The 17,117-nt window shown below is 71.0% G+C and carries 21 protein-coding genes; 11 read left to right on the plus strand and 10 right to left on the minus strand.

What is annotated here, in order from left to right:
* Nucleotides 1-60: 60 nt before the first annotated feature.
* From EUA94_RS22975 to EUA94_RS16570, 7 genes are all read right to left on the minus strand, one after another.
* A complete protein-coding gene (locus EUA94_RS22975) occupies nucleotides 61-849 on the minus strand; it encodes a thrombospondin type 3 repeat-containing protein (protein WP_129427999.1) in 789 nt (262 codons plus the stop codon).
* A 54-nt stretch (nucleotides 850-903) separates the two neighbouring features.
* The gene (locus EUA94_RS16545; RefSeq protein ID WP_242494932.1) at nucleotides 904-2,001 is read right to left on the minus strand and encodes a thrombospondin type 3 repeat-containing protein; all 1,098 of its coding nucleotides are present in this window, start codon (nucleotides 1,999-2,001) and stop codon (nucleotides 904-906) included.
* Nucleotides 2,002-2,040: 39 nt separating this feature from the next.
* A complete protein-coding gene (locus tag EUA94_RS16550; protein WP_129428000.1) occupies nucleotides 2,041-2,817 on the minus strand; it encodes an SDR family oxidoreductase in 777 nt (258 codons plus the stop codon).
* A 64-nt stretch (nucleotides 2,818-2,881) separates the two neighbouring features.
* Nucleotides 2,882-3,667 carry a diaminopimelate epimerase gene (dapF, locus tag EUA94_RS16555; RefSeq protein ID WP_129428001.1) on the minus strand — a complete coding sequence of 262 codons (786 nt, stop codon included), beginning with the start codon at nucleotides 3,665-3,667 and terminating at the stop codon, nucleotides 2,882-2,884.
* Nucleotides 3,668-3,695: 28 nt separating this feature from the next.
* Entirely contained in the window at nucleotides 3,696-5,573 is a 1,878-nt protein-coding gene (ggt, locus tag EUA94_RS16560; RefSeq protein WP_129428002.1) for a gamma-glutamyltransferase, read from the minus strand.
* A gap of 79 nt (nucleotides 5,574-5,652) precedes the next feature.
* The gene (locus EUA94_RS16565; RefSeq protein ID WP_129428003.1) at nucleotides 5,653-6,171 is read right to left on the minus strand and encodes a dihydrofolate reductase family protein; all 519 of its coding nucleotides are present in this window, start codon (nucleotides 6,169-6,171) and stop codon (nucleotides 5,653-5,655) included.
* Nucleotides 6,172-6,228: 57 nt separating this feature from the next.
* The gene (locus EUA94_RS16570; protein WP_165356940.1) at nucleotides 6,229-6,816 is read right to left on the minus strand and encodes a TetR/AcrR family transcriptional regulator; all 588 of its coding nucleotides are present in this window, start codon (nucleotides 6,814-6,816) and stop codon (nucleotides 6,229-6,231) included.
* 67 nt (nucleotides 6,817-6,883) lie between these two features.
* Between EUA94_RS16570 and EUA94_RS16575 the strand changes: the two genes are divergently transcribed.
* Complete coding sequence (locus EUA94_RS16575) at nucleotides 6,884-7,495, plus strand: NAD(P)H-dependent oxidoreductase (RefSeq protein WP_129428005.1); 612 nt, start codon at nucleotides 6,884-6,886, stop codon at nucleotides 7,493-7,495.
* On the opposite strand, the gene miaA is transcribed toward EUA94_RS16575, so the two are convergent.
* Entirely contained in the window at nucleotides 7,488-8,399 is a 912-nt protein-coding gene (miaA, locus tag EUA94_RS16580; protein WP_129428006.1) for a tRNA (adenosine(37)-N6)-dimethylallyltransferase MiaA, read from the minus strand. The genes EUA94_RS16575 and miaA overlap by 8 nt on opposite strands.
* Before the next feature lie 85 nt (nucleotides 8,400-8,484).
* Between miaA and EUA94_RS16585 the strand changes: the two genes are divergently transcribed.
* From EUA94_RS16585 to EUA94_RS16600, 4 genes are all read left to right on the plus strand, one after another.
* Nucleotides 8,485-8,706 (plus strand): antitoxin, encoded by a 222-nt coding sequence (locus tag EUA94_RS16585; protein WP_129428007.1) that lies wholly within the window; start codon nucleotides 8,485-8,487, stop codon nucleotides 8,704-8,706.
* A gap of 19 nt (nucleotides 8,707-8,725) precedes the next feature.
* Nucleotides 8,726-9,178, plus strand: coding sequence for an NUDIX domain-containing protein (locus EUA94_RS16590; protein ID WP_129428008.1), 453 nt, complete (start codon nucleotides 8,726-8,728; stop codon nucleotides 9,176-9,178).
* A 77-nt stretch (nucleotides 9,179-9,255) separates the two neighbouring features.
* A complete protein-coding gene (locus tag EUA94_RS16595) occupies nucleotides 9,256-9,558 on the plus strand; it encodes a hypothetical protein (protein ID WP_129428009.1) in 303 nt (100 codons plus the stop codon).
* Nucleotides 9,559-9,715: 157 nt separating this feature from the next.
* On the plus strand, nucleotides 9,716-10,681 hold the full coding sequence (locus EUA94_RS16600; protein WP_129428010.1) for a hypothetical protein: 966 nt from the start codon (nucleotides 9,716-9,718) through the stop codon (nucleotides 10,679-10,681).
* Between the two features lie 103 nt (nucleotides 10,682-10,784).
* On the opposite strand, the gene miaB is transcribed toward EUA94_RS16600, so the two are convergent.
* A complete protein-coding gene (miaB, locus tag EUA94_RS16605) occupies nucleotides 10,785-12,284 on the minus strand; it encodes a tRNA (N6-isopentenyl adenosine(37)-C2)-methylthiotransferase MiaB (RefSeq protein WP_129428011.1) in 1,500 nt (499 codons plus the stop codon).
* Nucleotides 12,285-12,449: 165 nt separating this feature from the next.
* Between miaB and EUA94_RS16610 the strand changes: the two genes are divergently transcribed.
* From EUA94_RS16610 to EUA94_RS16635, 6 genes are all read left to right on the plus strand, one after another.
* Complete coding sequence (locus tag EUA94_RS16610; RefSeq protein ID WP_129428012.1) at nucleotides 12,450-12,701, plus strand: hypothetical protein; 252 nt, start codon at nucleotides 12,450-12,452, stop codon at nucleotides 12,699-12,701.
* Between the two features lie 27 nt (nucleotides 12,702-12,728).
* A complete protein-coding gene (locus EUA94_RS16615; protein ID WP_129428013.1) occupies nucleotides 12,729-13,226 on the plus strand; it encodes a 2'-5' RNA ligase family protein in 498 nt (165 codons plus the stop codon).
* Between the two features lie 59 nt (nucleotides 13,227-13,285).
* Nucleotides 13,286-14,062, plus strand: coding sequence for an amino acid ABC transporter ATP-binding protein (locus tag EUA94_RS16620; RefSeq protein ID WP_129428014.1), 777 nt, complete (start codon nucleotides 13,286-13,288; stop codon nucleotides 14,060-14,062).
* Between the two features lie 62 nt (nucleotides 14,063-14,124).
* The gene (locus EUA94_RS16625; protein ID WP_129428015.1) at nucleotides 14,125-15,012 is read left to right on the plus strand and encodes a glutamate ABC transporter substrate-binding protein; all 888 of its coding nucleotides are present in this window, start codon (nucleotides 14,125-14,127) and stop codon (nucleotides 15,010-15,012) included.
* A gap of 75 nt (nucleotides 15,013-15,087) precedes the next feature.
* Nucleotides 15,088-15,771, plus strand: a complete 684-nt coding sequence (locus tag EUA94_RS16630) for an amino acid ABC transporter permease (protein ID WP_129428016.1) — start codon at nucleotides 15,088-15,090, stop codon at nucleotides 15,769-15,771.
* Nucleotides 15,771-16,634, plus strand: coding sequence for an amino acid ABC transporter permease (locus EUA94_RS16635; protein ID WP_165356941.1), 864 nt, complete (start codon nucleotides 15,771-15,773; stop codon nucleotides 16,632-16,634). The genes EUA94_RS16630 and EUA94_RS16635 overlap by 1 nt, the downstream gene beginning before the upstream one ends.
* Nucleotides 16,635-16,637: 3 nt before the next feature.
* Here the strand turns inward: EUA94_RS16635 and EUA94_RS16640 are convergent, their stop codons facing one another.
* Nucleotides 16,638-17,108, minus strand: coding sequence for a hotdog fold domain-containing protein (locus EUA94_RS16640; protein WP_129428018.1), 471 nt, complete (start codon nucleotides 17,106-17,108; stop codon nucleotides 16,638-16,640).
* Between the last annotated feature and the right edge of the window lie 9 nt (nucleotides 17,109-17,117).

A 17,117-nucleotide genomic window follows, 5' to 3' on the forward strand; every position in this document is an offset into this window, starting at 1 on the left:
ACAAGCGTAGGTCGAACTGCCCGACGAGCGCGAACCACTTTGTCGCGCGGACGGCTGGGCTCAGGACCGCTTGACCCGTACGGCGCTCGACCGGGCGGGCGCGCACAGTGGCTGCTCGGGCGAGGCGACCGTGACGTAGTAGCGCCCGACGCGCGTCGGGCGACTGGTGCGGAAGGTGCCCGTGGTCTTGCTGGTGAGCACCACGAGCCGGCGGTCGGCGCCCTTCTTCTGGCGCCAGAGGGTGACGGTGGCACCGGCGCGGCAGCCGACGGCCTGCGAGCTGATCGCGCCGCGGAGCTTCTTCGTGGTGACCTGCAGCTCGACCTGGCGGACGTACGCGCAGGAGCTGGTGCAGCCGGGGACCGGCGTCGGCTGGGGCACGGTGGTCGGTGCCGGCGTCGTCGGGGTGGCCGTCGGCGCGACAGGCGGCTGCGTCGTGGGCGTGGTCGTCGGAGGCGCGGTCGTCGGCGGAGCCGTGGTGGTGGGCTCCGTGGTCGGCGGAGTGGTGGGCTCGCCGGTCGGCGTCGGGTCGCACACGTCGCCGATGCCGTCCTGGTCGGCGTCCTCCTGCCCGACGTTGTAGGTGCTGGGGCAGTTGTCCTGGTAGTCGTACCAGCCGTCCCCGTCGCTGTCGGGCTCGTACGGCTCGCAGGGGTCCTGGGGCGCGTCGGCGCCGGCTTCGGTGGGCTTCGGGCAGACCGTGGGGTACTGCGGGAGGTTGGGCTCGAGCGTGCCGTCGGCGACCGCCGCGGGCGACTCGGCCGACGCGCCCGGCTGTGTGATGCCGAGGGCCGCGACGACGGCCAGCGCCACTCCGATGAAGACCCGACTCCCGAGCTGCTGTCCCATGTCAGGCCCCTTCCCCGGCTGGGGCGTCGCGAAACCTTCTCCGCGGGACCTCTGTCAGCGGACGCGTACGACGGGTGAGGTGCTGGTGCTGCAGAGGGGCTGGGCGTCCGAGCTGACGCTCGCGTAGTAGCGGCCGGGCCTGCGGGGTGCCTTCGTCCTGAATTTCCCCGTCGACCGGGTGGTGAGCACGACCAGCTTGCGGTCGGCGCCCGACCACTTGCGCCAGACGGTGACCTCGATGCCGACCCGGCAGCCGGCCGCGGGCGAGTCGACCGTGCCGACGAACCGGTGCCGGGCCGCCCGGTGCCTCAGCCCGACCGTGCGCGCGTACGCGCAGCCGGTGGTGCAGCCGCTCGCGGCGCCGGGCGTCGGCGACGTGGTGGGCGTCGGGGCCGGGGGCGTGGTGGCAGCGACCGGCGCGGTCCCGGGAGTGCTGTCGCACGCGTTGCCGATGCGGTCGCCGTCCCAGTCGGTCTGGGCGGCGTTGGCGACGGTCGGGCAGTTGTCGGCGGCGTCGGTGCTGCCGTCGTTGTCGTCGTCGGCGTCGCAGGGGTCACCGACGCGGTCGCCGTCGAGGTCGTCCTGGCCGGGGTTGTAGAGGCCGACGCAGTTGTCGCGGCTCTTGTCGCCGGTGAAGTCACGGTCCACGTCGCAGTCGGACCACGTGATGGTGACGGTGATCGACTCCGAGGGCCCCCGGAAACCTTGCTCGACGTAGAACGTGTAGCGGTTGCTCGTCCACGACTCCGGGAGAGGCTGCCGGGGACGCACCCTGTCCGCCCGGCTGCCACCCAACGGGTCCTCGGGCGCCTGGTTGTCGAAGGTGACCCATCCGCCGTTGCGGTCGAAACGGCTGAACTGGTCCGCCAACATCCAGCGCTGTCCTTCTCCGAAGTTGATGTCCCCGTTGACGAGGTAGAGGTCGCTGTTCAGCTCCTGGTAGCCCAGCCAGACGCTGACGTCGAGGTCGGCGACCTGGACGCCGGAGTAGTGATCGAATTGCACGGACTGACCACTTCGCTCCTCCACGCACTGGTCCGGGAACGGCCCGGCCGCGTGCGCGGGAGAGGCCACCCCCGGCCAGGCGAGTCCGCCCGCCACCACGACGAGCATGGCCGCGATCCGCGTGCCGATCCTTCGTGTGTCCCCCATGCGACTGGTCCTACCCCGTCGGCCACACTTCAACCGCGTCTACTTGGGTGGCATCCGGATGCCGCCGTCGACGCGGATCGTCTCGCCGTTCATGTAGGAGTTGGTCAGGCACTCCACGACCATGCTCGCCAGCTCCTCGGCGTGCCCGAGGCGCTTGGGGAACAGCACGTTCTGGCCGAGGTTGGCCTTGAAGGCGTCGGGGTCGGGGAACGCGTCGTAGATCGGGGTGTCGATCAGGCCGGGCGCCACCGTGTTGAGGCGGATCCCGGACGCGGCGAGGTCGCGGGCAACGGGGAGAGTCAGGCCGACGACGCCGCCCTTCGACGCGCTGTACGACGCCTGTCCGATCTGGCCGTCGAAGGCGGCGACCGAGGCGAGGTTGACGATCGCGCCGCGCTGGCCGTCGGCGTCGGGCTCGTTGCGGCTCATGACGGTCGCGGCCTGGCGGGTCACGTCGAAGGTGCCGATCAGGTTGATCTCGACGACCTTGCGGAACGCGTCGAGGTCGTGGGCCTGCTCGAGCAGCCCGTCGCGGCCGATGGTGCGCTGGGCCCAGCCGATGCCCGCGGAGTTCACGCACGCGCGCAGTGGGGCGATCTCGCCGGCTGCCTCGACCGCGGCCGCGACCTGCTCGGTCTTCGTGACGTCGACGGAGGCGAAGACGCCACCGATCTCGGCGGCGAGCGCCTCGCCCTTCTCGGCGTTCAGGTCGGCGACGACCACGATCGCGCCCTTCGCAGCAAGGGCGCGGGCGACCGCGGCACCGATGCCGCTGGCGCCGCCGGTGACGATGGCGGAGGATCCGGTGATGTCCATGGCCGGATGCTAGATGAGTCGAGTGCGCGGTCCCGCGGCGGATGGTGCCGCGAGCGCACTCGACTCAGAGGTCGGTCAGGCCCTCGGCGACGAGCACGGCGGGGCCGGTCAGCAGGACCCGGTCGTCGGCGGTCCACACCACGCTGAGGGTGCCGCCGGGGACGTCGACCCGGTACGCCGTACCGCGGGGGGCGTCGTCGGCGAGCGCGGCCACCACGGCGACGGCGCAGGCTCCGGTGCCGCAGGACCGGGTCTCGCCCGAGCCCCGCTCGTGGACCCGCATCGCGACGTGGTGCTCGCCGCGACGGACGACGAACTCGACGTTGACGCCCTCGGGGAAGACCCCGTCGTCGTGCTCGGGCGGCTCGTGAAGCGCCCCGGCCTCGGCCAGGTTGTCGACGAGGACGACGGCGTGCGGGTTGCCCATCGAGACGTGCGTGGCGGGGAAGGACGCGCCGTGGACGGTCACCTCGGTCTCGCCCAGCACTTCCGGGGAGCCCATGTCGGCGGTGTAGTCGTCACCCTGCTTGTCGAGCACCTTGGTGCCGTCGCGGGTCTGGACCTCCATCGGGAAGGGCTCGCCCTCGCGCTCGTGGAGGTAGCGCGCGAAGACGCGGATCCCGTTGCCGCACATCTCGCTGACCGACCCGTCGGCGTTGCGGTAGTCCATGAACCAGCCCTCGCCCCGGCGTACGGCCCGGAGCACCCCGTCGCCGCCGATCCCCGCGCGACGGTCGCAGAGCGCACGGACGCGGTCCTCGGACAGGTCGCCGTGCACCGTGCCGTCGGGGTCGGGCAGCACCACGAAGTCGTTCTCCGTGCCGTGGCCCTTGAGGAAGGGGTAGCTCACGCCTCCAGTGTGGCAGGCAGCGCGAGCCCTACTTGCGCTCGACCACGCGGGCTGAGCCACCCCCGCGGCGTACGGGCTCGGACACGGCGGTCAGCAGACCGCCGGGCCCGAACTCGATCGCCGTCGCGGCGCCGATCTCGGCCGCGCTGGTGAAGGCGTCGCCGGCCGTCGCAAGCTTGTGGCCGAGCGCGGTGAGGGCGGGGCCGTAGAGCGTGATGAAGTCCGGCTCCGCAGTCACGCTCGCGGTGTTGCGCTGCGACGCGCGCGGCGCCGCGATGGCCCCCTGGACGGTCATGCCGAGGTCCATCCGGTTGACCAGCATCTGCAGGACGGTCGTGATGATCGTCGACCCGCCGGGCGAGCCGAGCGCGAGGAACGGCTTGCCGTCGCGCAGCACGATCGTCGGCGACATCGAGCTGCGCGGGCGCTTGCCGGGCTGGATCCGGTTGGGGTCGGTCTCGCTGTAGACGGTCGAGAAGTCGGTGAGCTCGTTGTTCAGCAGGAAGCCATGGCGCGGCACGACCTGGCCGGAGCCACCGGTCTGCTCGATGGTCAGGGTGTACTCGACGACGTTGCCCCAGCGGTCGGCCACGGTGAGGTTGGTGGTGGAGATGTTCTCGGTGTCGGGGTCGGCCGTCCCCTTCGCGGTCGCCGGGCCGCACGCGCCGTCGTACGACGTCACGTCGCCGCCGGCGGTCGGCTTGGCCATCGCCTTGGTCGGGTCGATCGCGCAGGCGCGCTCGGCGGCGAAGGTGTCGCTCAGCAGGTCCGAGGTCGGCACGTCGACGTACGCCGGGTCGCCGACGTACTTCCCGCGGTCGGCGAAGGCGAGCGCGCTGGCCTCGAGGTAGTGGTGGAGCGCGTTCGAGGTGCCGACGGTGGAGAGCGGGTAGCGCTCGAGGATGTTGAGCGCCTCGCCCACGGTGGTGCCGCCGGACGACGAGGGCGCCATGCCGAAGACGTCGTAGCCGCGGTAGCCGACCCTGGTCGCGCGCTGCTCGGCGACCTCGTACGAGCGGAGGTCCTTGCGGGTCAGGTGGCCGGGCGGGACGGGGAGGGTGGTCGTGCTGGTCGTACGCGGGTGGCGGACGACGTCGGCCATCAGCTTCGCGAGCGCGCCGTCGTAGAAGTAGGGCAGGCCCTGCTGGCCGAGCCGCGTGTAGGTGCGGGCGAGCTGCGGGTTGCGGAAGACGCTGCCGACGCTGGGCGCGTCGCCGCCGGCGAGGAAGAGCTTGCGGGTGGCCTTGAACGCCCGGAAGCGGGTCTCGTTGTCGAGCGTCTGCTGGCGGAAGGTGTCGTCGACGACGAAGCCGCGGGTGGCGACCTTCACGGCCGGCTCCAACGCCTCCGCCATCGTGAGCGTGCCCCACTTGGCGAGGGCGCGGTCCCAGGTGGCGGCGGTGCCGGGCGTGCCGACCGAGACGCCGCTCGTGACGAGGTCGGGGGTGAAGGCGTACGGCTTGCCGGTTGCCGGGTCGATGAACGCGTCGCTGGGCATCGAGGCCGGCGCGGTCTCGCGGCCGTCGATCGTGCGGACCTTGCCGGACTTCGCGTCGTAGAAGACGAAGTAGCCGCCGCCGCCGATGCCGGCGCTGTAGGGCTCGGTCACGCCGAGCGTGGCCGCCGCGGCCACCGCCGCGTCGACGGCGTTGCCGCCCTGGCGCAGGACCTTGAGGCCCGCGGCGCTCGCCTCGGGGTCGACGGTGCTGATCGCGCCGCCCGTGCCGATCGCGGTGGGGATCTTGGCGGTGGGCCGGCCGCGCTCGGCGGCGCCGGGCGCGCTGGTCGGGACCGCGGTCGGCGCGGCGGAAGCGGGGGCGGTGGGGACCGCGAGCAGGGCGGCGGCGACGGCCAGGCCACTTGTGGCCGAGACCGCCGCGGTGACGCGCCGGGTGAGCTGGTGCATGGGGGAACCTCCCGAGAAGACGTCCGCCCACCCTGCCCCGCCGACCGGGACGTGTCCACGCCCGTGCGGGTGCTGGGCGTCAGCGCACGACGGTGTAGCGGCCGCACATGAAGTCGCGGTTGCGGGCGATCTCCTCGAGCCGCAGCTCGACGTGGCGCGGGAGCACGGGCGCCCCGCTGCCGATCGTGACCGGCGCGTACTGGAGCCACACCTCGTCGAGCAGCCCGGCGTCGTGGAACTGGCCGACCAGGTCTCCCCCGCCGACGATCCAGAGGTCCTTGCCGTCGGCCGCCGCGGTCATCTCGGCGTGCACGCGGCGTACGTCGTCGCGGTCGAACCGCACGCTCGCCGGCGCCTCGGGGAAGGTGCGGTGGGTCAGCACCCAGGTCGGAAGCGGACCCCACGGGTCGTCGTCGTGGTCGAGGATCCACTGCCAGGTCGTCGCGCCCATGACGCACGCGCCGAGCTGCTCACGGAAGCCGGGATAGGCCATCGGGCCGGCCATGTCGATGTCGCGGGACGTCAGCCAGTCGAGCGAGTGGTCGTCGGTCGCGATGAAGCCGTCGAGGGTGCATCCGGTGTAGTAGATGGTCGCCATCGGTCCACCTTGGCACCACCCACTGACAGCGCGCTTGATCGATCCTGTCCTCCGGCGCTACTGCACCAGCGCGTGGATCGCGGGCTCGGCGGCCTCGGCAGGAAGGTGCCCGAGCATGATCAGCTGCGCCATCCCGTGCACCGTCGACCACAGCGCGGCCGACAGCGCCATCGGGTCGCGACCCTCGTAGCCGGGCTCGGCGACCAGCTGGGTCACGAGGCCACCGAGGAGCTGCTCGTTGCGCGCGATCAGTGCGGCCATCTCGGTGCTGGGGTCGTCGGCAGCGCAGTAGTCAGGGTCGAAGACCAGCGCGAAGCCCTGCGGGTGGGTGGCGGCGTACTGCACGTAGGCCAGGCCCAGGGCCCGCACCTGCGCCACCGTGCCGTCGGCCGCGGCGACGGCCTCCTCCTGCGCAGCCAGGAGCGCGGCCATCCCCCGGACGCCGAGCGCGCCCAGCAGCGCGGCGCGGTCGCCGAAGTGGTGGTAGGGCGCGTTGTGACTGACCCCGGCGCGGCGGGCCACCTCGCGCAGGCTGATCTTCGCGGCCGAGGTGGTCTCGAGCAGGTCGAGCGCGGCGTCCTCGAGCGCGGCCTGGAGGTTGCCGTGGTGATAGCCGCCTGCTGATCTCGGACTGGATCTTGACATGAGCAACATCCTACTTCAATGTGGGCGGTGTCCAGTTTCTTGTCACTGTCCAGATTGGAACTCAGCCATGGCCCACGTCCTCGTCATCGACGGTCACCCCGACCCCCGCTCCCTCACCGCCCGGCTCGCGGAGTCGTACGCCGCCGGCGCGGGCAACGACGCGGTCGCACTCGTGCTGCGCGACCTCGACTTCGACCTCACCCTCCGCACCGGCTACCGCACGCCGCAGGACCTCGAGCCCGACCTGGCCCGCGCGCAGGAGCTCCTCGAGTGGGCCGACCACGTCGCAGTCTTCACGCCGCTGTGGTGGGGCTCCGTGCCGGCGCTGCTCAAGGGCTTCTTCGACCGGACGCTCGAGCGCGGCTGGGCGTTCCGCTACAAGGAGAACGGCATGCCCGAGGGCCTGCTGTCCGGACGCACCGGCCGGCTGGCGGTCACCTCCGACTCGCCGGGCTGGTACCTCCCGTTCGTCGGCGACTCGACGGTCAAGCAGGTCAAGGGCCGGACGATGGAGTTCTGCGGCATCAAGCCGACGAAGCTCACGAGGTACGCCGACGTGCGCGGTCGCAGCGAGGCCGACATCGCCGCGTGGATCCGGGAGGCCGCCGACCTCGGTGCGGCCGACGCCGCGCGCCCGGCCCGGGCCGGTGTCGTACGCCCCCTCGCCCGCGTCAGCTGAGCGCCTTGACCGCCCCGACCGCCTGGTCCACGCGGTCGGGGTCGTCGTACGCGACCCAGACGATGCGCGGGTCCTTGCGGAACCAGCCGTCCTGGCGCCGCGCGAACCGCCGGGTGGCGGTCTTGGTCTGCTCGATCGCCAGGGCGAGGGTGCGGTCGCCGGCGAGGAAGCCGACCACCTCGCGGTAGCCGATCGCGCGGCGGGCCGTGAGCCCGTCGTCCAGCCCGCGCGCGAGCAGGCGCTCGACCTCCTGGACGAACCCGCCGGCGAACATCTCGTCCACGCGTCGGGCGATGCGCTCGTCGAGCGTCGGCCGGTCGATGTCGACGCCGATCTGCACGGTCAGCGGATCGACGTACTCCAGGCGCGGGAGCCCGGCGCCGTAGGGGCGCCCGGTGAGCGAGATGACCTCCAGCGCGCGTACGACGCGGCGACCGTTGTCGGGCTCGATCTGGGCGGCAGCGGCGGGGTCGACGCCGGCCAGCCGGGCGTGCAGCGCCGGTCCGCCGACGCGCTCGAGCTCTTCCTCCAGCTCGCGGCGTACGCCCTCGTCGGTGCCGGGGAACTCGAAGGGGTCGACGATCGCGCGGGTGTAAAGGGCGGACCCGCCGACCAGCACCGGCGTCGCCCCGCGGCCGCGGATGTCGCCGATCGCGGCGCGGGCCCAGCCCTGGAACTGCGCGACGGTCGCGGGCTCGGTCACCTCGAGCCGGTCGAGGAGGTGGTGCGGGATCCCGCGGCGCTCGGCGACCGGCAGCTTGGCGGTGCCGACGTCCATGCCGCGGTAGACCTGCATCGCGTCGGTGTTGACGACCTCGCCCCCGAGGCGCTCGGCCAGGTCGAGGCTCAGGCCGGTCTTGCCCGACGCCGTCGCACCGACGAGGGCGACGATCGGCTGGGGCATGGGCCCATTGTCCCTGTCGGACTAGTGTCGGGCGTGCTGGAGTCCTCACCCGTTCGGGTGGGCCGGCGCTCACGGAGGAGCACCCATGTCATTCCTGGACAAGGCCAAGGAGAAGCTGGGCAAGGCCGTCGACGACCACGGCGACAGGATCGCCCAGGGGATCGACAAGGCGGGCGCGTTCGCCAACGAGAAGACCGGCGGCAAGCACGCCGACAAGATCGACCAGGCGACGGGCAAGGCGCGCGACGCCCTCGACTCGCTCGACGGCAAGAACGACGACATCCCGCCGAGCACCACCACGCCCTGAGGGTTCTAGGGTCGGGCGCGTGACCGCCCGCTTCGTGCTCGTCCCGGCGTCGTACGTCTACCTCCTGCGCGAGGGCGACGCCGGCACCGAGGTGCTGCTGCAGCTGCGCCAGGGCACGCCCTACATGGACGGGCACTGGGCGGCCGCCGCGGCCGGGCACGTCGAGCGGGGCGAGACGGCGTACGACGCTGCGCGCCGCGAGGCGGTCGAGGAGCTCGGCGTCACCGACCTCGCGCTGGAGTTCGCCTTCACCATGCAGCGCACCCAGCACGCCGACGCGATCGACGAGCGGGTCGACTGGTTCTTCACGGCGCGGTCGTGGAGCGGCGAGCCGCGCGTGGTCGAGCCCGACAAGGCGGCGTCGATCGGCTGGTTCCCGCTCACGTCGCTGCCCGACCCGATGGTGCCGCACGAGGCCCACGCGCTGGCGCACCTGTCGTCAGGGAACGCCTACCTGACCTTCGGCTTCTGACCGCTCGCCCCCTCGGGGGTGGTCAGCGCGCGAGGGTCGCGGCACGATCTGACGGAACCACCCATGGGAGGGAACCGATGAGCAACGACGACCTGAGCCCGATGCCGACCCCGACGACCGAGGACCCGGAGCTCTACCCGGGCGGCGTGGACGCGATCGCCGACGACCCTGAGGACAACGGCCTGGGCCGCGACCTCGACCCCGACGACAACCCCGCGGTCGACGACGTGCTCCCCGAGGGGATCTCGGAGCCTGACGACAAGCCCCAGGCCCCCGAGGGCGACGCCGACGACGCCGAGGCCGGGACGACCTCCGACGACGAGGGCGGGCCCGATGCCGGCCAGACGGCCGAGGACGGGTCGGCCGAGCCGCCGGCTTGACGCTCGCCTCGCGCGGTTTCCCCGGGTACCCGGGGATCGCGACATCAGTGCGGTGATCCTGGTGCGGCTCCCGCACCGCGATCACCGCACAGTGCGTTGTCCACAGGCGTGGCCGGAGGGCTGGCGGAGGCAATGTCGGCCTGCCGAGGATGAAGGGATGGACCTCAAGGCGTACGCCGACCTGCTGGCATTGCAGTCAGGCGTCGTGTCCCGAAGACAGCTGCTCGAGGACGCCCGCCTCGAGGCGTACGACATCCAGCGGCTCGTACGGCGTCGCGACCTCGTGCGGGTATACGACGGCGTCTTCGTCAACCACACGGGCGACCTGACCTGGCTCCAACGGGCCTGGGTCGGCGTACACCTCGTGTGGCCGGCCGCCCTCGCGGGCGACAGCGCTCTGCGGGCGGCCGACGGCCCGGGTCGATCCACGCGCGACGACTCAGTGGTCCACCTCGCGGTGGACCGCGACCGCCACGCGCGCGTGCCGACCGGCTATCGGCTGCACCGGATGAGCGGCTTCGACGATCGGGTCAGGTGGAACACGAGCCCACCGCGCGTCCGCATCGAGGAGGCGCTCATCGACGTGGCGGTGCGCAAGGCCGACGACTTCGGTGCGATCGCCGTCCTGTCCGATGCGATCCAGGCGCGGCGCACTCGCGCCGAGCGCATCCGCGAGGCGCTCGACGCACGTGCGCGAGTGCCGCGGCGGGACTTCCTGGCCGGGGTCCTGCGCGATCTGGAACGCGGCACCTGCTCGGTGCTCGAGCACGGCTACCTCACCCGGGTCGAGCAGCCCCACGGCCTTCCCACCGCATCGCGGCAGGTGCGCGACTCGCGGCACGGACCGCTCTACCGCGACGTGCTCTACGCCCCGTTCGACCAGGTGGTCGAGCTCGACGGGCGGATGTGGCACGACAGCGCGGAACAGCACGACGCCGACCTGGATCGGGACCTCGACGCGGCGGTCGAGCGACTCGCGACCGTCAGGCTGGGCTGGGGCCAGGTCTACGGCCGGCCCTGCGAGACCGCCGTACGCATCGGGCGGCTGCTCTCGGCGCGCGGCTGGCTGGGCCAGCCCTCACGCTGCCCGGACTGTCCCGACTCGGCCGCCCTGGCTGGCTGACCACTCCTTGTGCGGTGCCTACGGTGCGGCTGCCACACCACGATCACCGCACAGTGGTTGCGATCCCCGGATATCCGGGGATCGCGACCAAAGGGGTGCGGACTCAGCCGCAGGCGGGCGCGGGCGGTAGGGGCGCGGGCACGCCGACCGTCGGCATCCCGAGCCCGACGCCGGTCGGGGCGGCCGGGGACGACGTACGCCGCTCCCAGGCATCCCCGGCACGGGTGCGGCGTACGGCGAGGATCGGGCCGTCGGCGACGAGGTGGTGGGGCGCTGCGTAGGTCACCGACACGGTGACCATGTCGCCCGGCCGTACGGAGGACTCGACGACCGAGGAGAAGTCGGCGGCGAAGTGGACGAGCCGGTTGTCGGGGGCGCGGCCCGAGAGTCGCTTGGTCTCGACGTCCTTGCGACCCTCGCCCTCGGAGACCATCAGCTCGAGCGTGCGGCCGAGGAGGGTCTTGCCTTCGGCCCAGGCGACCTCGTCGACTACCGCGGCGAGGCGCAGGTAGCGGTCCTTGACCACGTCCGGCGCGATCTGGTCGTCGAGGGTGGCGGCGGGCGTGCCGGGGCGCTTGGAGTACTGAAAGGTGTACGCCGACGAGAAGCGCGCGGCGCGTACGACGTCGAGGGTGGCCTGGAAGTCCTCCTCGGTCTCGCCGGGGAAGCCCACGATGATGTCGGTGGTGATCGCGGCGTCGGGGATCGCGGCCCGGACCCGCTCGATGATCCCGAGGTACTTCGACTGGCGGTAGGACCGGCGCATGTCGCGCAGCACCTTGTCGGAGCCGGACTGCAGGGGCATGTGCAGCGACGGCATCACGTTGGGCGTCTCGGCCATCGCCTCGATGACGTCGTCGGTGAACTCGGCCGGGTGGGGCGAGGTGAAGCGCACCCGCTCCAGCCCCTCGACCTCGCCGCACGCCCGCAGCAGCTGGGAGAAGGCCTGACGGTCGCCGAACTCGACGCCGTAGGCGTTGACGTTCTGCCCGAGCAGGGTGATCTCGGTGACGCCCTCCGCCACGAGCGCCTCGATCTCGGCGAGGATCTCGCCGGGCCGGCGGTCCTTCTCCTTGCCGCGCAGGGCGGGGACGATGCAGAACGTGCAGGTGTTGTTGCACCCGACCGACACCGACACCCAGGCGGCGTACGCCGACTCGCGCCGCGTCGGCAGCGTCGAGGGGAAGACCGACAGCGACTCGAGGATCTCGACCTGGGCCTCCTCGGCGAACCGCGCGCGCTCGAGCAGCACCGGCAGCGAGCCGATGTTGTGGGTGCCGAAGACCACGTCGACCCACGGCGCCTTCGTGGTGATCGTCTCGCGGTCCTTCTGCGCCAGGCAGCCGCCGACGGCGATCTGCATGCCGGGCGTCGCCGCCTTCACCGAGGCGAGCTGGCCGAGGTTGCCGTACAGCTTGTTGTCGGCGTTCTCCCGCACGGCGCAGGTGTTGAGCACCACGACGTCGGCCTGCGACCCGGCCGCCTTGACGTAGCCCGCCTCCTCCATCAGCCCGCTGAGCCGCTCGGAGTCGTGGACGTTCATCTGGCACCCGTGGGTCTTGACCTCGTAGGTGCGGGCGGGGGTCTCTGCCGTGGCGCTCATGACCGCTCCAGCGTACGACCGCGCGCGACGGCCGGCGGAATCGCGAGGTGTTCTCGTGGTCCGGTGAGACAACTGCGTAACGCCACCCCGTTCTCAGCGTTACCTACACAGAACGGTAACAAGCGTGGCTGGGCCAGCGACGCGTTCACGACGTCTGGGGGCACCATGAGCACGACGTTCCGCCAGGCCCTCATCCCCGCTCCCAGGGCCGAGATCACGATCCGAAGCACCGCTTCCCGAGCCGCCAGACCACCTGTCTGGTCGGTCGAGTGGACGTCCTCCGAACGGGTCTTCCGGGTCGACGGCCACGAGTACCGCCGCGAGCAGGTGGCCCTGCTGCAGCCACGCCAGCGCATCGTACGTTCGGTGCTCACCTCCGACTACGAGGTGGTCGAGGTCCTCGAGCTGGTCGGCTGAGTCCTGGCACGACCTAGTCTCTGGACCATGCCCCGGATGCACGCCCTCGAGCTGCTGCCCGACGACGCCGGCGTCGGGGTCGTACGCCGCGATTGGCAGGCGCTGCACGACGCCGGCCTGCCCTCCCAGCTGGACCATCGCGGCACCACCAACAGCCCGCACCTCACCGTCCTGGCCGCTCCGGCGCTCGCGCCCGAGGACGAGGAACGGGCGTCCGAGCTGGTCGGCGGGCTGCTGCCGATGGAGGTGCAGACGTCGGGGATTGCGCTGCTCGGCGGCGTACGCGTCTCGCTCGTCCGGCTCCTGGAGGTGCCGGACGACGTCGTCCGGGCAGTGCTCGGCCTGCGCCGCCAGGTAGCCGACGTACAGCACCGGGGGTGGTTGCCGCACGTCACATTGGCGCGGCGGATCGCGCGGTCCGACGTGCCCGCTGCTCTCGCTGCGATCGGGCACGACGAGTCCGTGATGACCCTCACCACGCTGCGTCGGTGGGACCCGGACGCCGGAACCGTCACCATCTTGTGATGGCCCGTTCGGGCCATGCGGCATGGCCCGAACGGGCTACGTGCCGATAGGTTGCGCCTATGACCGCGCAGGAACCGGGATCCGCAACGGCCAACCGGGGCGAGCCCCTCGTCGTGCTGAGCAACGTCCAAAAGCACTTCGGGCAGCTCCACGCCCTCAAGGACATCGAGCTGACGGTGAAGCGCGGCGAGGTCGTCGTGGTGATCGGCCCGTCGGGTTCGGGCAAGTCGACCCTGTGCCGCACCATCAACCGGCTCGAGACCACCGACGAGGGCACGATCACCCTCGACGGCCAGCCGCTGCCGCAGGAGGGCAAGGCGCTCGCCGCGCTGCGCGCCGAGGTCGGCATGGTCTTCCAGAGCTTCAACCTCTTCGCCCACAAGACGATCCTCGAGAACGTCACCCTCGGCCCGATCAAGGTGCGGGGCATGGGCAAGGCGGAGGCGGAGAAGAAGGCGCGCGAGCTCCTCGACCGCGTCGGCGTCGGACACCAGGCCGACAAGTACCCCGCCCAGCTCTCCGGCGGACAGCAGCAGCGCGTCGCGATCGCCCGCGCGCTGGCGATGGAGCCGAAGGTGATGCTCTTCGACGAGCCGACCTCGGCGCTCGACCCGGAGATGATCAAGGAGGTCCTCGACGTGATGGTCGACCTCGCCGAGCAGGGCATGACGATGATCGTCGTCACCCACGAGATGGGCTTCGCCCGCACCGCGGCCGACCGCGTGATCTTCATGGCCGACGGCGCCATCGTCGAGGAGAACACCCCTGAGGAGTTCTTCACCAACCCGTCCTCGGACCGGGCCAAGGACTTCCTCGGCAAGATCCTGAAGCACTGATCCATCCATGCCACCACGAACGGGGGCCGGAGACACTTCGGCTCGGGACAGAAGGAGAAGCAATGCGATTCACCAGGACCAAGGCGATCGTCGCCACTGCAGCACTGGCCCTCTCGCTCGCCGCGTGCGGCGACGCCGGAGGTGACGGCGAGACCGTCGACGTCGATGTCGCGGACGACGCCAGCTTCGATGCCGGAACACGCATGGCCGAGCTCGCCGACCAGGGCACCATCAACGTCGGCGTGAAGTTCGACCAGCCCGGTCTGGGCTTCAACGAGACGGGTGCCGACATGCCCACCGGCTTCGACGTCGACATCGCGAAGATCCTCGTCGCGAGCCTCGGCATCGACCCCAACGACACGTCAAAGGTGAAGTACATCGAGACGATCTCCGACAACCGCGAGCCCTTCCTGGAGGAGGGCAAGGTCGACCTCGTGCTCGCGTCGTACTCGATCACCGACGAGCGTCGCGCCGTCGTGGGCCAGACCGGCCCCTACATGCTCACCGGCCAGCAGCTCCTCGTCCCCGAGGACTCCGACGCCGAGAGCCCCGAGGACCTGCAGGGCAAGGAGGTCTGCTCGGTGACGGGCTCGACCTCGCTCGACAACGCCAAGGCGCAGGGCATGAAGCCGGTGGGCTTCGACACCTACAGCCAGTGCGTCGACAAGGTGCTCGACGGCACCGTCGAGGCGATGACGACGGACGGCACGATCCTCGCCGGCTACGCCGCGCAGAACGAGGGCGAGCTCAAGGTCGTCGGCGACCCGTTCTCCGAGGAGCGCATCGGCGTCGGCTACTCGAAGGACTTCCCGGAGATGTGCCAGTGGATCAACGACACCCTCGAGGAGGCCAACGAGGCCGGCACCTGGGCCGAGGCCTTCGAGGCCAACCTGGGTGCGTCGGGCGTGGAGACGCCGGACTTCCCGGAGCTCGACAGCTGCGAGTCCTGACCCTGTTGCACCACTGATCGGTCCGGGCCCGCCGAGCGGGCCCGGACCGATCGCCGCACGAACGAGAGGAGAGACGTGGACGCCGTCCTCGAGAGCCTGCCCGACGTCTTCAGGGCATTCGGCTACACAGTCCTGCTCTTCCTGGTGTCCGGGGTGTTCTCCCTGATCGGCGGGACCCTGCTCGTCGCCATGCGGGTCGGCCCGGTCTCGGTCCTCAACAAGGCCGCAGCCACCTACGTCACGCTGGTGCGCAACACCCCTCTTCTCGCGGTGTTCTTCTTCTTCTCCTTCGCAGCCCCCAAGATCGGCATCAACTTCAAGTGGGTCGACGTCCACATCGGGACCTTCGACTTCACCTCGTTCTTCTCCACCGCGGTCGTGGCCCTGACGCTCTACACCTCCACCTTCGTGTGCGAGGCGCTGCGCTCGGGCGTGAACGCCGTACCTCTCGGGCAGGCCGAGGCGGCGCGGGCCATCGGGCTCCCCTTCTCCGGAGTGATGCGCGCCGTGGTGCTCCCGCAGGCGTTCCGTGCGTCGGTGCCGCCGGTGGCGAGCGCCCTGATCGCGTTGCTCAAGAACACCTCGGTCGCCGCGGTCTTCGGCGTCATCGAGGCCGCGTCGCAGATGAAGATCATGACCAACAACAACGCCGACGAGCGCTGGGGCATCTTCATCGCCTTCGCCCTCGGCTACGTCCTGCTGGTCGAGGTCGTCTCGCTCGCGGCCGGCACCCTCGAGCGCCGATGGAGGATCGCCTAATGGCCGCGCACGTCCTGTTCGACGCACCCGGCCCGAAGACGGTCGCCCGCCACCGCACCTACTCGGTGGTCGCCGTGCTCGTGCTGCTCGTGCTGCTCGGCCTCGCGGTCAAGCGGCTCTACGACGAGGGCCAGTTCGCGTACGAGCTGTGGGAGCCGTTCGTCACGCCCAACATCATGCAGGCGATCGGCGAGGCATGGCTCGACACCCTGTCGATGGCTGCGCTCGCCGTCCTCGGCGCGCTCGTCTTCGGCGTGGTCTTCGGTGTCGCCAAGCTCTCCGAGCACACACCCGTCCGTTGGGCCAGCTGGGTCGTCGTGGAGTTCTTCCGCGCCGTGCCGGTCATCATGCTGATGACGTTCTCGTTCTACGCCGTCTTCAACTCCATGTCGATCGAGCGTGGCGCCTACTGGTCGGTCGTCCTGTCGCTCACTGTCTACAACGGTGCGGTGCTCGCCGAGGTCTTCCGGGCCGGCATCAACGCGCTCCCGCGCGGCCAGGCCGAGGCGGCGTACGCCATCGGCATGCGCAAGACCCAGGTGATGAACCTGATCCTGCTGCCCCAGGCCGTGAAGATCATGATCCCGGCGATCATCAGCCAGATGGTGGTGGCGCTGAAGGACACCAGCCTGATCCTCATCGTCTTCGGCGTCGGACTGACGAAGATCCTCAAGTCGCTCCCGCTGAGCTTCAACAACATCGTGCCGACCACCCTCGTGATCGCCGGTCTCTACGTACTGACCAACCTCGTGCTGACCGCGATCGCCAACTATGCGCAGAAGAAGTTCGTGGGCGAGAAGGAGATGCTGCAGGTGTCGATGGTCGGCCAGACCGACCAGAACCAGTCGGCCGCGACCTTCTGACGCCTACCTCTTGGGCGACACCCACAACCTGATCTCGCCCTCGACCACCACGGTGCCGTCGGCGCGTACGCCGCGTACGCGCACCGGCAGGTCGTAGCCGTCGCCGAGGTCGGCGGTCCACTGCGCCGGGTCGGTCTCGGCGATGCAGGTGACGTCGGAGTCGGCCTTGGCGGTGTACGCGACCTCCATGCCCTTGGGGATCCAGCGACGGTCGCGCGGGATGGTCGACTCGGCCAGGGCACCCATCGCCGCCTCGAGGCCGTTGCACAGCGCGATCGCGTGCACGGTCTTGATGTGGTTGTGGACCCGACGGCGCTTGGTGATCACCAGCTCGGCGCGGTTGGGCTCGATCACGGTGAACCGCGGCCGGATGGTGGCGAAGTACGGCGCCTTCTGGCTGAAGGCGAGCGAGAAGATCCGGTCGCCCAGGGGCAGCGCGGAGGTCTTCTTCCAGAGGTCGAGGACGGCAGGCATGCCGCGATA

The organism is Nocardioides zhouii (genome assembly GCF_004137345.1).
GTDB lineage: Bacteria > Actinomycetota > Actinomycetes > Propionibacteriales > Nocardioidaceae > Nocardioides > Nocardioides zhouii.

Coding starts and splice junctions, on each gene's coding strand:
- EUA94_RS16610 (WP_129428012.1), top strand. CDS start 12,450: ATGAGCACGACGTTCCGCCAGGCCCTCATCCCCGCTCCCAGGGCCGAG.
- EUA94_RS16545 (WP_242494932.1), bottom strand. CDS start 2,001: ATGGGGGACACACGAAGGATCGGCACGCGGATCGCGGCCATGCTCGTC.
- ggt (WP_129428002.1), bottom strand. CDS start 5,573: ATGCACCAGCTCACCCGGCGCGTCACCGCGGCGGTCTCGGCCACAAGT.
- EUA94_RS16585 (WP_129428007.1), top strand. CDS start 8,485: ATGTCATTCCTGGACAAGGCCAAGGAGAAGCTGGGCAAGGCCGTCGAC.
- EUA94_RS16635 (WP_165356941.1), top strand. CDS start 15,771: ATGGCCGCGCACGTCCTGTTCGACGCACCCGGCCCGAAGACGGTCGCC.
- EUA94_RS16600 (WP_129428010.1), top strand. CDS start 9,716: ATGGACCTCAAGGCGTACGCCGACCTGCTGGCATTGCAGTCAGGCGTC.
- EUA94_RS16565 (WP_129428003.1), bottom strand. CDS start 6,171: ATGGCGACCATCTACTACACCGGATGCACCCTCGACGGCTTCATCGCG.
- miaA (WP_129428006.1), bottom strand. CDS start 8,399: ATGCCCCAGCCGATCGTCGCCCTCGTCGGTGCGACGGCGTCGGGCAAG.
- EUA94_RS16615 (WP_129428013.1), top strand. CDS start 12,729: ATGCCCCGGATGCACGCCCTCGAGCTGCTGCCCGACGACGCCGGCGTC.
- EUA94_RS16575 (WP_129428005.1), top strand. CDS start 6,884: ATGGCCCACGTCCTCGTCATCGACGGTCACCCCGACCCCCGCTCCCTC.
- EUA94_RS16640 (WP_129428018.1), bottom strand. CDS start 17,108: ATGCCTGCCGTCCTCGACCTCTGGAAGAAGACCTCCGCGCTGCCCCTG.
- miaB (WP_129428011.1), bottom strand. CDS start 12,284: ATGAGCGCCACGGCAGAGACCCCCGCCCGCACCTACGAGGTCAAGACC.
- EUA94_RS16570 (WP_165356940.1), bottom strand. CDS start 6,816: ATGTCAAGATCCAGTCCGAGATCAGCAGGCGGCTATCACCACGGCAAC.
- EUA94_RS16620 (WP_129428014.1), top strand. CDS start 13,286: ATGACCGCGCAGGAACCGGGATCCGCAACGGCCAACCGGGGCGAGCCC.
- EUA94_RS16625 (WP_129428015.1), top strand. CDS start 14,125: ATGCGATTCACCAGGACCAAGGCGATCGTCGCCACTGCAGCACTGGCC.
- EUA94_RS16595 (WP_129428009.1), top strand. CDS start 9,256: ATGAGCAACGACGACCTGAGCCCGATGCCGACCCCGACGACCGAGGAC.
- EUA94_RS22975 (WP_129427999.1), bottom strand. CDS start 849: ATGGGACAGCAGCTCGGGAGTCGGGTCTTCATCGGAGTGGCGCTGGCC.
- EUA94_RS16550 (WP_129428000.1), bottom strand. CDS start 2,817: ATGGACATCACCGGATCCTCCGCCATCGTCACCGGCGGCGCCAGCGGC.